Source organism: Actinomyces sp. HMSC065F11 (assembly GCF_001813085.1).
In the GTDB taxonomy this organism is placed as follows: Bacteria; Actinomycetota; Actinomycetes; order Actinomycetales; family Actinomycetaceae; genus Gleimia; species Gleimia europaea.
The window spans coordinates 96,845-109,453 of sequence record NZ_KV811484.1; the positions used below are offsets into that span (position 1 = coordinate 96,845).

The following is a 12,609-nucleotide window of genomic DNA, read 5'->3' on the forward strand; positions in this document are numbered from 1 at the left end:
ATTACTAGAAGGTATCGTTTGTGTCATGGATAGTCAGGCGACGACGGTTATAACTGGTGAGGGAGTGGCGCTGGACGTGGTGCCTGCGGGCATTGGCTTGCGCATGTTGTCAGCCCTCATAGATGTGGGGTTGTCGGTTGCCATTTTGATTTGGGTGGCGGTCGCCCAGTTTAATTATTTGTTTTCTAATGCCAGCGCCGCCCAGGAAGCACTGTTCATTTTGTTAGTTGTTTTCGCGGTGTTCGTGGCTCCGGTTTTGATTGAGACGGCTACGGGCGGAAAGTCTGTGGGCCGTTTTGTGGTTGGCACCAGGGTTGTGCGCTCGGATTTGCGTCGCGTTGGTATGCAGCAGGCGGCGATTCGGGCGATGGTCGGCCTGGTTGAGATTTGGGCAACGATGGGTGGTCTTGCCGCGGCCGCCGCGCTGATTGACCCAAAGAATCGTCGTTTGGGTGATTTAGCTGCGGGCACTGTGGTGATTAAGGAGCGGGTTGGCGCGCGTGCGGTTGAGGCTGCGAGTAAGCGTGCTGACGCGATTGTTCAAGCGCATGAGGCTCCCGCTACCCCCTCGTGGATTCAAAGTGCGGATTTGCGCAGGTTGCCCCCGGAGCTGGCGCGTAATGCTCGCTCGTTGTTGATGCGCGGCGCGCAGTTTGATGAGCAGGCCCGCGCCAGGCTGCTGGCGGGTATCGCGAGCGAGCTTCGCGAGTATGTTTTTCCGGGCCCGCCACCGGGGGTTGGTGACGAGGAGTTTATTGCCGCCGTACTGGCGGAGCGTACTCGCCGTGAGGCCGCCCGCCTGGAGCGTAATCGCAGGCTGGCAAGCTCTTTTTTGCGCGTCTAGTTGTTGGTACCGTTCATCAGGCCGGCTATCCACGCCCGCGCATTTACAAAGTCTTCGTCTTTGGTTCCGGTTTTAATGGTTGGGCGCTGTCCATCAACGCGCGGATAGGAGCCGATGAAGCGTACTTGCGGGCAGGTGCGGTGCAGGCCGATGAGGGCGGCAGCTACGCGTTCTTCACTGATATGACCTTCGATGTCGATGGAGAATTCGTAGGAGCCGAGGGGCCCTCCGGCTGGTCGCGATTCGATACGCGAGAGGTTGACGCCACGCGCTGCGAACTGTTCAAGCATTGAGAGCAGGGCTCCGGCTTCGTTGTCGGATAGGCGCACTTGCACGGTGGTTTTGTCCGCTCCGGTGGCGGGAGGAACGTTGCCGAGGGGCGCAACCAGGACGAAGCGCGTTACTGCGCCCCGATTGTCTGCGACGTTGGAGTGAAGAGCGCGCAGGCCGTATCGTTCAACGGAGGTTTTGGCGCATAGTGCGGCGTCAAAGCCCGGGTTTTCTTCTTCGGCGATGAGGCGCGCGGCTGCTGCCGTGGAGGTGGCGGGCACGTGCACGGCATCGGGGTAGTTGGCGGCTACCCATTTGCGGCATTGCGCCCACGCGTGGGGGTGTGTGCCGATGCGTTGGATGTTGGGGGTGCTTCCATCAGCGGCAGGTTTGATGGCGAGTTCGAAGGATACTTCGACTACCATTTCGGCTTCGATTACGAGGGGAGATCCGTGTGAGAGCGAGTCGATGGTTGCGTTGACTCCACCTTCGATGGAGTTCTCGATGGGCACGACGGCCCGGTCTGCTTGCCCGTTTCGCACGAGGTCGAGTGCTTGGGGCACGGATGTGCACGGCACCGCTTCAGCGTTCTCGGGCGCGATTTGCCAAAGGGCTTGTTCGGTGAATGTGCCGAATGGGCCAAGGAAAGCAATTTTGAGCGGCTTCGTTTGCGCGCTTGTCGTGTTGGTGTGGGTGTGCACGGCGCCTCCTTTTCTCGGCTTTCACCTTATACAGTTAGTTTTGTTCTTGTTTATTTTCAGGTGGTTTTGGTGCGTTTTTTGAGGTTTGTTACGGCTTTCACTCTCGCGTTTTTGGTGGCGTTGCCATTTGCGGTGGCGCAGGAGCCGGTTCGCACGTTGTTTGTGGGCGCTGCGGGTGTTGAGGCCGGTAATGTGTCGCCGGGCGTGTTGAACGCGCTGGAGGCGCATGGCGCCGCACTGATGAATCTGCATACGCGCACGTCGAGTCCGGATACGTGTCCGGTTGATGGTTGGATGTCGGTTCGCACGCCTGGAAATGCGGTTGATTATGAGGGCAGACATGCTCGCGGTGGTGTTTGCCGGCCGTTCTTAGATGTGATTGTTGAGGACGAGGCGGGCACACCCGGCAGGGCGAAGGTGCGGGATTTTGAGCAGATAACTCGGGACGTGAAGTGGCCGGCCGAGCCGGCTGCCGGCGTTGGGGTTGGTCCGGGAGCCGCTCTGGTTCTTGCGAGCCAGAGCGGCGAGGTTGCTAGTTGGTTGCCCGCGCCGGGCAGGGCGGATGAGTTGGGCGCGGTTGTGTTGCAGGCTCTTCGCGAATCGCACGGGAATGTGTTTGTTGATGCGGGGTGGGCTAAAGCGGGTATGAACGCTGCTGATCCTTCCGGCGGCCCCTCTGACGTTGCTAACGCTAGCGGAGCTTCTGCGACGGCTGGCCCTACGGGTTTGTCGGTAGACGAGGTGAATGCACGGATCGAGGCGGTTTTGGCGGCGTTCGCGCAGTTTGAGCGGCAGAATCCTGGCACGGTGCGCGTGGTGCTCGCTTCTGTTGGTCGCAGTGAGCCCGGCCCGGCGCTGCAGTTTGGCGCTGTGGTTGACCCGACCGCTACCGCCACGGGATCAAACGCAACCACCGCCGGCACCGAAACCTCAACAACCAGCCTCGCGCCTGCCCCGGAAACAGCTACCCCCGGTCTCTTCTACTCATCGGCCACTCGTTCGGCGGGTTTGGCAACGTTGGGCGATGTGCGTGATTTGGTTGCGGGCGGGCCGGTACAGGTGGAGTCAAAGTCGATGAGCGCCGCACACGCCCAGTTAATGGATGAGGCCACCCACGCTTTGGCGGCGCGAGGTTCACTGACACCATTTTTTGCCGGGTGGGGTGCGTTCCTTTTGGTTGGAGTGTTAGCTGGTTTGACGCATTTTGTGCGCAAGCCGGCAAAAGATCAGGCGCCAGCGTGGATTTGGAGAAATATCGCGGTGTGGAATGCGTTGGCTTTCGCGGTGGTTCCGGCGGCGATGATCGCAAATCTGGTTCCGTGGTGGCGGCTTTCTACTAATCCGCTTCTGCCGATTTTGCTGGTTTTCGCCATTGCTGCAGCGCTTTTGGCACTGGCGCGCTCGTCGAACCAGCCGGTGGCGGTCCTCGCGGCACTGACTGTGCTGTTGGTGGCGGTGGATATCGCGTCGGGGGCGCATTTGCAGCGCGATGGTTTCTTCGGTTCGATGACGCTCGCATCCCGGCGGTTTTACGGCATTTCCAACCGGTCGTACGTGATCTTGTTGGCTGCGGCGCTGATAGCAACGCTGCCTTGGATAGCGGATCGTTTCCCGGATAAGAGGCAGGGGGCGGCGCGCGGCGTCGCCGCTATGGGCGTGGGCGTGCTGGCGATTGATGCGTTACCGTTTTGGGGCGCTGATTTTGGAGGACCTGCGGGGATTATCGCCGGGTTTGGGATTGCGTATTTGATGGTGCGCGGTATTCGCCCGAGGTGGAAGCACGCCGCGTGGTGGGTTTTGCTGACAACCGTGGCAATGATTTTTGCAGGAGCTTTGGATGCAAGGTCGGCTTCGCCCTCGCACATCGGCCTGTTCTGGAAGAATTTTGGTTCGCCAGAAACGCTCACTTTGGTAGCGGACAAGGCCCGCGATATGGCAACTACGTTCGCCGGAAATCCGCTGATTTTGGCGGCAGTCGCAGCAGCGGCGATCCTCGTGGTGGTTGGGGCGCGTTTTGCCCGAAAGCTGTTCGAACCGCGCGAGGGCACCAAAAAGCTACCCGCTGATACTCACCAAGAGCCGCCCCAAACCGGCGAAATGGACCCGGCCCCCTCACCGAATCCGCACTGGGAAACCCTGCGTGAAGCCACTCCCCCGGGTTTAGCCGCAGTTGCGGCGGGAATAGCGGTGGGTGCGCTGGTGGCCGTACCGATTAACGATTCAGGTTTGCTGATTGTGGTGGACACCGTTGCGATTGCAGCGCCCGCGCTGGTGTCTATTCTTGCTCGTCGTCTACAAATTTCTCGTACGCGTTGTACGGAGAGCCCGCGGTTTGACGTATAGCCGCCTGCACTCGCTCGCGAACGGGAATTCGGTGGCGGTGTACGCGGCGCAGCGCCGTGGCTTTCCAGACATCTTTGAATTGGTCGGCGCGATGCATGTACCCCATGAGGTCGTTGGCGGTGGCGCGGTGCGTGAAGTCGCAGGGGATTTCTTGCACGGTGTAGCCCTTGACCAGAAGGTCGATGGTCATGGCTACTTCAACGCCCCATCCGGGGGCAAAAGGCATGATGTCGTTAACCGCTTTGCGAGTGATGCAACGCTGCCCGGACAGTGGCGCGTTGGCGTGCCAGCCGGTGGCGCGGCGAATTGATTTGCGGGCGCGCCCAACCACAAATCCGTGTCCGCCCGCTCCTTTTTGTTTGGGAAGTGTGGCGATGGCGCAGTCGCAGATCCCGCGTTGTACGGCGTCGATGAGGGAGGTTGCTTCCAGCGCACTTTCCCCCAGGTCGGCGTCGAGGAATAGCAGGTGCCGAGGTAGGCCTTTGGCGAGGTCTCGCATGGCGGCAACTTTGACTCCGGTTTCAAGGGCGGAGGCTTTGCCGCGGGTAACGGAGTGTCGCACGACGACGGCTCCGGCTTGACGCGCGTGGTCGCCGGTGTTGTCTTCAGATCCGTCATCTACAACGATGAGGAGGTCAACGCCCGGTAGCGCCCGGCATGCACGCACGGTGTGGGAGATGCGGCGCGCTTCGTTGCGGGCGGGAATAATGACCGCAACTTTATGTTTTTCGGGCTGTTGTTTGAGTGATTCGCTGACGCGACTGGTTGAGGGGGCGGGACCGGAGTTACTCATGCGTCTAGTTTAGTCCGTTCCCGCCCCGTGTTTTAACCTGTTTTATAGGGATACTTGACGGGATACGAGGCCTGCGCGGGCGCGTTTTTCGTCGTCCGTTAGCGGCTGGGTTTCCGCGAGCGCGGCTTCGAGTTTGCGTTCGAGTTCCGTTACGGGTTCGGTGAGGGTGCCTGGATCTACCTCGTTTTCGAATTCGAATACGGGGATCGACAGGCCGAGGGCGCGGAATGCGCCGATGAAGTGCGCGCCGGCGAGAGTGAGTTCACCTGCGGCTTGGAGTCGGGCAAGGGCAGTGAAGAGTTTATCTTCGTCTTCGAGGCGGATCCAGCGCACAAAGTGTTTGCCCATGTCGTGCCAGTAGGTGTTGGCCACGCCGGGAATGGCACGCGTGGGGATGAGTTCGGCGGAGGTTTGCGCGATGGCGGCTTCCACTTCTTCGTCGCGCTGGCCGTCAGCAATCCAGTATCCGAGGTCGTTTTGTAGCTCCATCGGTTGGGTGCTTTCGATCATGTCGGGGATGCGCGGTCCGGCGTCACGCACGTCTACTGGCACGGGGCCATATTCGGCTTCGCCTTGCTCAATTTTGGTTTTACGCGCCAGGGCGGCTTTAAGTGCAACGCCGAGGTCGTGGCCGATGTCGCGGCTGGAGGAGCGAGTTTGCAAGCCGATGAGGATCTGTCCGTCTTCGCGTACGAGGGCAGGAACGGCGTTGGGAAGGATGGAGGCGAAAAGGAAGGGTTCGGATCCGTATTCTGCCGTGGTCTGCGCTGCAAGGGTGGCAGCAGGAATAATTTCACGCATGGCAACGAGGTCAGCTTCGGCGCTCATACCTTCAAAGGGGCGTGCGACGTGCGCGATGATGGGGCGAATCGGTTTGCCGGGCGCTACTTTTTTGCGTCGTGATTTCTTTCCCATGTGGGTCTCCTAAGTTGGTGAATAGTTTTGATCTAGCCCAAAGTTACCGGCGTGAAGTCAATAAACAAAGCATGCGGGGCCGGCGATGTTTATCTGCTGGAATAGGGATGAAAATTTCAGTGACACCTGCCACACTTGTAGGTATGCATGAAAGAGCTGGCCAACTGGCTAAACCAGAAGATTTGATTAATGTTGATGAGGTTCTATCCGCTTATTACGAGATTGAGCCCGATGTAAATAACCCCGCGCAAAAGGTCGTGTTTGGCACGTCTGGGCACCGCGGTTCGTCGCTTGATGGCGCGTTTAATGAGGCGCACATTGTTGCAACAACGCAGGCGATCGTGGAGTACCGTGCAAGTCAGGGTTTTGACGGTCCGTTGTTTATTGGCCGCGATACGCACGCGCTGTCAGAGCCGGCTTGGAGGTCGGCACTTGAGGTGCTGGTGGCAAATGGTGTGGATGTTCAGATCGATTCGCGAGGATCGTTCACGCCCACTCCGGCGGTTTCGCACGCGATTCTCGTGGCTAACGGCGCGGGGTCTGCACAGGGTCTGCGCACGTCCGGCCCAGGGTTGGCTGATGGCATCGTGGTTACGCCGTCGCACAACCCGCCTCGTGATGGTGGTTTTAAGTACAACCCTCCAAGCGGCGGTCCGGCAGATTCGGATGCGACGGGCTGGATTGCGAACCGCGCTAATGAGATTTTGGCGGACGGCTGGTCTAAGGTAAAGCGCGCTCGTTCGCAGAATTTGCTAGAGGACCCGCACGTACATCGTTACGACTATTTGAAGAAATATGTCGATGACCTCGAGAACGTGATCGACATTGATGCGATTCGCGAGGCCGGTGTTCGTATCGGCGCAGATCCCCTCGGCGGCGCGTCCGTGGATTACTGGGGCGCGATCGCGGAGCGTTACGGTCTGGATCTCACGGTGATTAACCCGAAGGTGGATCCGACGTGGAGGTTCATGACGCTGGATTGGGATGGGAAGATCCGCATGGACTGCTCCTCCCCTTACGCGATGGCATCGGTTCGTGAACGCATGAAGCCGGATGCGTCCGGTAAGACTCCGTTTGACGTTGCTACTGGTAATGATGCGGATTCGGATAGGCACGGCATTGTTACACCGGATGGCCTGATGAACCCCAACCATTATTTGGCTGTTGCGATCGAGTACCTGTTCACGCACCGTCCGGGTTGGGACAAGGACACGGCGGTGGGTAAGACGCTGGTGTCCTCTGCTCTGATTGACCGCGTGGTTGAGAGCATGGGCCGCAAGCTGATTGAAGTTCCGGTTGGGTTTAAGTACTTCGTGTCGGGCCTGATGAACGGCACGATCGGTTTTGGAGGCGAGGAGTCCGCGGGCGCTTCGTTCCTTCGCAAGGACGGCACGGTTTGGACCACGGATAAAGACGGCATCTTGCTGTGCCTGCTAGCTGCGGAGATTATCGCGGTGACGGGTAAGACTCCGTCGCAGTTGCATCGGGAGCAGGTGGAGCGTTTCGGCGCGTCCTACTACTCGCGTATTGACAATGCAGCTACGCGTGAAGAGAAGGCGAAGCTTGCGAAGTTGGCGCCGGAGGACGTGGCGGCGCAGGAGCTTGCGGGTGAGGAAATCACGGCTCGTTTGGTGAACGCTCCGGGCGATGGCAACGCTATTGGCGGTTTAAAGGTGACCACAAAGAACGCGTGGTTCGCGGCTCGCCCCTCTGGCACGGAGGACGTGTACAAGATTTACGCGGAATCGTTCAAGGGCGAGGACCACTTGCAAGAGGTGTTGGAGGAAGCAAAGGAAGTCGTGAAGGAGGCTCTGGCCTAAACCTTTACGGCTTGAGAGCCGAGCAGCCTAGCGGGTTTGCTAGCGCGTTTGGTTAGTTGTAGTTCCGGGTACGTGTCTTTGATGCGTACCCGGAACGTTTTTGTTGTTTTTTAGTCCTGTGAGGTCTGTGCGGACTGCTTTGCCGTAGACTGCATTTGTGTTGAATTCTTACCGCGAAATTTTGTCGATTCCGGGGGCACTGAAATTTTCGTTGGCGGGTTTGATTGCCCGTTTCCCCATGTCAATCGTCGGAATTTCGCAGATTTTGATGATTTCAACACTGTATGGCTCATATACGTTGGCGGGCCAGGTGGGGGCAACGAATATTATTGCGTTTGCTATTTGTGCCCCGTTTGTGGCGCGTTTGGTTGACCGTTTTGGGCAGGCGCGCGTGATGATTCCGCTGGTTACGGTGTCTGCTACCAGCTTGTTGGGATTGATCGTTGCGGCAGCAATGCACGCGCCGGTGGTGTACCTGTACGTTTTGACAGCAGTTTCAGGTGCAACTTCGGGTTCGCTGGGTTCGATGGTGCGTTCGAGGTGGACGGTAGCGGTAAAAAATCCGGCGCAGTTGCACACGGCATTTTCGATGGAGGCAACGCTAGACGAGGTCGTGTTCATGATCGGCCCGATCTTGGCAACGATTCTTTCGGCTAACGTCAACCCGGTTGCGGGCATGGTTTTAGCTTTTATCCTCGCGATTTCTGGCGGGTTCTGGCTATTGTCGCAGCGGGCAACGGAGCCGCCTATTTCCACCTCAAGTATTCACGGCCCTAAAGGCTCCGTGATGGCGCAACCGGTAATGATTGCGTTGGCTCTGGTGTATGTGGGTGCGGGCGCAATGTTCGGCTCAATCGATATTTCGGTGGTTGCGTTTACCGAGTCCATGGGTCAAAAAGCAATGGCTGGCGTCCTGCTTGGCGTGTTCGCGTTCGGTTCTATGCTGGCGGGCCTCCTTTATGGGGCGAGGGCAACGTCGATCCCATTGTGGAAGTTGTTTGTCGGTGGGGTTTTCCTGCTGGCAGTGGGCGTAAGTCTCACATATTTTGCGCGGACGATAATCGGCCTGGGCGTCATTTTGTTCTTCACGGGATTCTCCATTTCGCCCACGATGATTAACGTGACCGCGATGGTACAAAAGGCGGTTCCTCCACGGCGTTTAACAGAGGGCCTCACGTGGATGTCCACGGCTATGAATGTGGGTAGTTCACTGGGTTCGGCACTGGCTGGCCGCGTGGTTGACCACAGTGGACACGTGGGCGGTTTCCACACGGCAATTGGTTTCGCGTGGGTCATGGTTACGATTTCTCTGATTGCGATTCCAGCGTTGCGGGCCACCTCGCATAAGAAGCGGGCGCGGATCCCGGTGCAGGTGCGTTCACGCCGCATGGGTCTTGGGGGTTTGTGGAAGCGCCGGCCGCGAAAGTCGATAGACTGAGGGCGTGCTTTTAACTGCTGTCACTCGGCTGGAAGACGCGTTTAACACGCAGGTAGCGCGCACGCTTTCGGATTTGGGTTGGCGCCCAGAGCTTATCGCGTACGGCGGCTTCGGAAACGCGCAGCGCGTACGCATCATTGCCAGGGCGTTGATGGCCCCTACGTATTTTGAAGAAAAGTACGAGGTTTGGGCTAACCGGCACGGTTTGCCTAGCTGGTATCAGCTTCATTCCCGCGCGGCAGATAGGCTTCCGCACGCGTTTGGCGAGGTGGTGAAAGACGCTATTGGCGCCGACGAGGGCGACGATACGAACACAACATCCCATATGCGCGGCGAACGCGGGTGGCGCCAGTTTGTGGACGCGCAAGTGCCGAGAGCGCCGGTGCTGGTGACGGTCGGTAGCCGAAAGCTGCTGGTTTATACGGATCGTGGCGGCTATGTGGATCTTATGGTTGAGGATCATGGGTTGGAGCCGGGTTGGCATGCGGCGACGTTGCAGGCGCTGAAGCCCGATGAGGTGGCGCAAGGCGAGAGGCGTGTGCGCGCATCACGCCCAATTGCGGTGCCGGTTCGAGTAGTTTCGGAGCAGGAACACATTGGCCTGGTATCGGATGTGGATGACACGGTGATGGTGTCGTGGTTGCCTCGCCCGCTGGTAGCAGCAAAGAACGCATTTTTCACGTACGTGTCCTCGCGCCAAGTAGTGCCGGGAATGGCGAACTTGTTGCAGCAGATTTCGCATATGCAAACGTCGAGGGGGCGCGTTGGAACGCTACCGGCTCCCGCGGTTTATTTGTCTACGGGAGCATGGAATGTGGCGCCGAGTTTGCGCCGGTTCTTGTTCCGGTCAAACTTCCCTACGGGCACGCCACTGATGACGGATTGGGGGCCTTCTCAGACGGGTTGGTTCCGTTCTGGGCGGGAGCATAAGCGTTCGCAGTTGCGTGAGTTAGCCCGCATGTTTCCGTGGGTGAAGTGGGTTCTGGTTGGCGATGATGGTCAGCACGACCCCTCGATCTATACAGAGTTCGCGCGCGAGCATCCGCAAAATGTGGCGGCGATTTTTATTCGCAGTTTGACTACGACCGAGCAGGTTTTGAATCACGGCGCGCCCGATCCGCGCGAGGAGCTGGGCCCGCTGATCGAATCTCTTGACCCAAAAATCCCGGTGGTAGTTGGCGAGGACGGCTTCGAGCTCCTGCACCGGGCAAGGGCACTTGGCATTCTTCGCTAATTTTCGCCACTCGTAATATCATCCTTTGGAACGTGTCGTCTTGTTCATTGCCTGGTGCGTAATGTTGAAGGCGGCATTATTGCCACTCGCTAGGAAAGGCCTTGCGAGAACAGCTTTATCTTGAGTAAAGGGGATGAAATTGGTACAGAAACATGCGCTTACTGACGCGCTCGAGTTTGCAATTCCGTCGAAAGTCCCCACGCATTGGTACAACCTCACTGCTGATTTTCCAGAGCCGATGGCTCCGCATTTGAATCCGCAGACTCGTGAGGAACTTAAGCCAGAGGAAATGCATCCTCTGTTTTCCAAAGCGTTGGTGGAACAAGAGTTTTCCACCGAACGATGGATCGAGATTCCGCAGGCTGTTCGCGAGGTGTATGCGAGCTGGCGTCCGTCACCTTTGGTTCGCGCGCGTAGGTTAGAGCAGGCGCTCGATACGAAGGTGAAGATTTATTACAAGTACGAGGGCGTGTCTCCCGCTGGTTCGCATAAGCCGAACTCGGCGGTTGCGCAGGCGTATTTCAACGCGCTTGAGGGCACGAAGAAGCTAACTACCGAGACTGGTGCTGGCCAGTGGGGCGCTTCTTTGTCGATGGCTTGCGCGATGTTTGGGCTTGAGTGCGAGGTGTTCCAGGTTCGCTCCTCATTTGACGCGAAGCCGTACCGTCGCATGCAGATGGAGGCGTATGGCGGCACGTGTCATCCGTCGCCGTCTACGCTAACGGAGGCCGGTCGTAAGATCTTGGAGCAGGATCCGGACACTACGGGTTCGCTTGGCATGGCGATTTCAGAGGCCGTGGAGGTTGCTCTGAAGTCGGATAGAGCTCACTATGCGCTCGGTTCGGCTTTGAACCATGTGATGCTGCATCAGACGGTGATTGGTCTGGAGGCGATTGAGCAGTTGCGTGAGGCCGGCGAAGAGCAGGCTGACGTGGTGTTCGGTTGCGCCGGTGGCGGCTCGAACTTGGCTGGCCTGTCGTTCCCGTTCTTGGGTGAGAACTTGCGCGATGGAAAGACCACGAGGGTGGTTGCGTGTGAGCCGCAGGCTTGCCCGTCGATGACTCAGGGCGAGTTCCGCTACGACTTTGGTGATGTGGCTGGCACGACGCCGCTCATGAAGATGTACACGCTCGGTCATGATTTTGTACCGCCGTCGATTCATGCTGGTGGTTTGCGCTATCACGGTATGAGCCCGATGGTGTCTCACGCTAAGTCGCTGGGCCTACTTGACTCGGTTGCGATTGGTGAGCATGAGACGTTCGCTGCGGGCCTGGAGTTTGCTCGCGCGGAGGGCATCATTCCGGCTCCGGAGTCCACGCACGCTGTTGCGGGCGCGTTGAACTACATCAAGTCTGTCCAGGCGCGCGATGGCGAGGTCATCGTGATTGGCCTGTCCGGTAATGGTCTGCTGGATCTTCCCGCTTATGAAAATGAGCTGGAGAAGGAACGCCAGCTGAAGAAGTAAACCGTATTCATGTGGGTGTGGGCCAGGCATTTGCCTGGCCCACACCCACATCTACCGATCCTGCGATTCGTTGACAGAACCTTATTCAGTCCACTTCTTCGATCAAACTAGGGTCGTTGTTTCGCACGTTCCCCACGGCGTTTCCAACTTTTCTGGGGACGAGTACGGGGCTGGCAATCGCATCCAGCAAGTGCCTGACCTCGGTGTCTGTTCCTGTTTCGGGGTCCAGCCACTCGCTCCACATGGAGGGAGGGACCACCACCGGGGAGCGGTCGTGAATGTGACCGACGGCGTCGGGCGCACTACGCGTGACAATCGCGAAGGTCAGGAGCCACTGGTCGCGAGGGCCTTGCCACGCCTCGTAGATGCCGGCAAATCCCATCACCTGGTCCCCCTCCCCCGCAGAAAGGAACCAGGGTTGCTTGCCTCCAGCGCCGACCTGCCACTCGTAGTAGCCGTTGGCGGGCACGAGGCACCGGCGCCGGCGCGCAGCGGCTTTGAATGAGGGTTTGTCCACCAGGCTTTCTGCTCGCGCGTTAATCATGGGACGGCTGGCGTCGCGCGCCCAGGAGGGCACCAGCCCCCACTGGTGGGTTTGCATGCGTCGTAGCACCCGCCCGGGCTCCTCCTCGTATCTTTCAAACACGATGGGTAGTTGCTGGGAGGGGGCAGCGTTGTATGTGGGAGTAACTTCGCCTATGCGAAAGTCAGTGCCGAAGATGGCCGTAAGTTCTTCTTCCGGCGTCCAAAGTACGTAGCGGCCGCACATAGATCCTCCTAGACCTG

Annotated in this window: 10 protein-coding genes; 6 read left to right on the plus strand and 4 right to left on the minus strand. The window is 58.7% G+C overall.

Translation table 11 applies throughout. The features are described 5' to 3' along the window. The first annotated feature begins 25 nt into the window (after positions 1-25). Positions 26-844, plus strand: coding sequence for an RDD family protein (locus tag HMPREF2891_RS07815; RefSeq protein WP_070664839.1), 819 nt, complete (start codon positions 26-28; stop codon positions 842-844). Here the strand turns inward: HMPREF2891_RS07815 and pheA are convergent. Then, positions 841-1,815, minus strand: a complete 975-nt coding sequence (gene pheA, locus HMPREF2891_RS07820) for a prephenate dehydratase (protein ID WP_070664841.1) — start codon at positions 1,813-1,815, stop codon at positions 841-843. The two genes, HMPREF2891_RS07815 and pheA, sit on opposite strands and share 4 nt — an antisense overlap. Before the next feature lie 69 nt (positions 1,816-1,884). On the opposite strand from pheA, the gene HMPREF2891_RS07825 reads away from it, so the two are divergent. Next, positions 1,885-4,158 carry a hypothetical protein gene (locus HMPREF2891_RS07825; protein WP_148131750.1) on the plus strand — a complete coding sequence of 758 codons (2,274 nt, stop codon included), beginning with the start codon at positions 1,885-1,887 and terminating at the stop codon, positions 4,156-4,158. Here HMPREF2891_RS07825 and HMPREF2891_RS07830 read toward each other — a convergent pair. After that, positions 4,091-4,951, minus strand: coding sequence for a glycosyltransferase family 2 protein (locus HMPREF2891_RS07830; RefSeq protein WP_083311311.1), 861 nt, complete (start codon positions 4,949-4,951; stop codon positions 4,091-4,093). The two genes, HMPREF2891_RS07825 and HMPREF2891_RS07830, sit on opposite strands and share 68 nt — an antisense overlap. 42 nt (positions 4,952-4,993) lie before the next feature. Next, the gene (locus tag HMPREF2891_RS07835; RefSeq protein ID WP_070664845.1) at positions 4,994-5,866 is read right to left on the minus strand and encodes a DUF5926 family protein; all 873 of its coding nucleotides are present in this window, start codon (positions 5,864-5,866) and stop codon (positions 4,994-4,996) included. Positions 5,867-6,009: 143 nt separating this feature from the next. On the opposite strand from HMPREF2891_RS07835, the gene pgm reads away from it, so the two are divergent. From pgm to HMPREF2891_RS07855, 4 genes are all read left to right on the plus strand, one after another. Further along, positions 6,010-7,686, plus strand: a complete 1,677-nt coding sequence (pgm, locus tag HMPREF2891_RS07840; RefSeq protein WP_070664846.1) for a phosphoglucomutase (alpha-D-glucose-1,6-bisphosphate-dependent) — start codon at positions 6,010-6,012, stop codon at positions 7,684-7,686. Between the two features lie 157 nt (positions 7,687-7,843). Next, positions 7,844-9,124 (plus strand): MFS transporter, encoded by a 1,281-nt coding sequence (locus HMPREF2891_RS07845; RefSeq protein ID WP_070664847.1) that lies wholly within the window; start codon positions 7,844-7,846, stop codon positions 9,122-9,124. A gap of 4 nt (positions 9,125-9,128) precedes the next feature. Then, positions 9,129-10,358 (plus strand): App1 family protein, encoded by a 1,230-nt coding sequence (locus HMPREF2891_RS07850; protein WP_261666646.1) that lies wholly within the window; start codon positions 9,129-9,131, stop codon positions 10,356-10,358. Between the two features lie 133 nt (positions 10,359-10,491). Then, positions 10,492-11,823, plus strand: a complete 1,332-nt coding sequence (locus tag HMPREF2891_RS07855; protein ID WP_070664849.1) for a TrpB-like pyridoxal phosphate-dependent enzyme — start codon at positions 10,492-10,494, stop codon at positions 11,821-11,823. An 85-nt stretch (positions 11,824-11,908) separates the two neighbouring features. Here the strand turns inward: HMPREF2891_RS07855 and HMPREF2891_RS07860 are convergent, their stop codons facing one another. Next, positions 11,909-12,592, minus strand: a complete 684-nt coding sequence (locus HMPREF2891_RS07860; RefSeq protein WP_070664851.1) for an SOS response-associated peptidase — start codon at positions 12,590-12,592, stop codon at positions 11,909-11,911. Between the last annotated feature and the right edge of the window lie 17 nt (positions 12,593-12,609).

What these genes read in the sequence shown, in the direction of transcription:
- HMPREF2891_RS07815 (WP_070664839.1), top strand. Translation starts at nt 26, where the DNA reads ATGGATAGTCAGGCGACGACGGTTATAACTGGTGAGGGAGTGGCGCTG.
- HMPREF2891_RS07830 (WP_083311311.1), bottom strand. Translation starts at nt 4,951, where the DNA reads ATGAGTAACTCCGGTCCCGCCCCCTCAACCAGTCGCGTCAGCGAATCA.
- HMPREF2891_RS07835 (WP_070664845.1), bottom strand. Translation starts at nt 5,866, where the DNA reads ATGGGAAAGAAATCACGACGCAAAAAAGTAGCGCCCGGCAAACCGATT.
- pgm (WP_070664846.1), top strand. Translation starts at nt 6,010, where the DNA reads ATGCATGAAAGAGCTGGCCAACTGGCTAAACCAGAAGATTTGATTAAT.
- HMPREF2891_RS07855 (WP_070664849.1), top strand. Translation starts at nt 10,492, where the DNA reads ATGAAATTGGTACAGAAACATGCGCTTACTGACGCGCTCGAGTTTGCA.
- HMPREF2891_RS07860 (WP_070664851.1), bottom strand. Translation starts at nt 12,592, where the DNA reads ATGTGCGGCCGCTACGTACTTTGGACGCCGGAAGAAGAACTTACGGCC.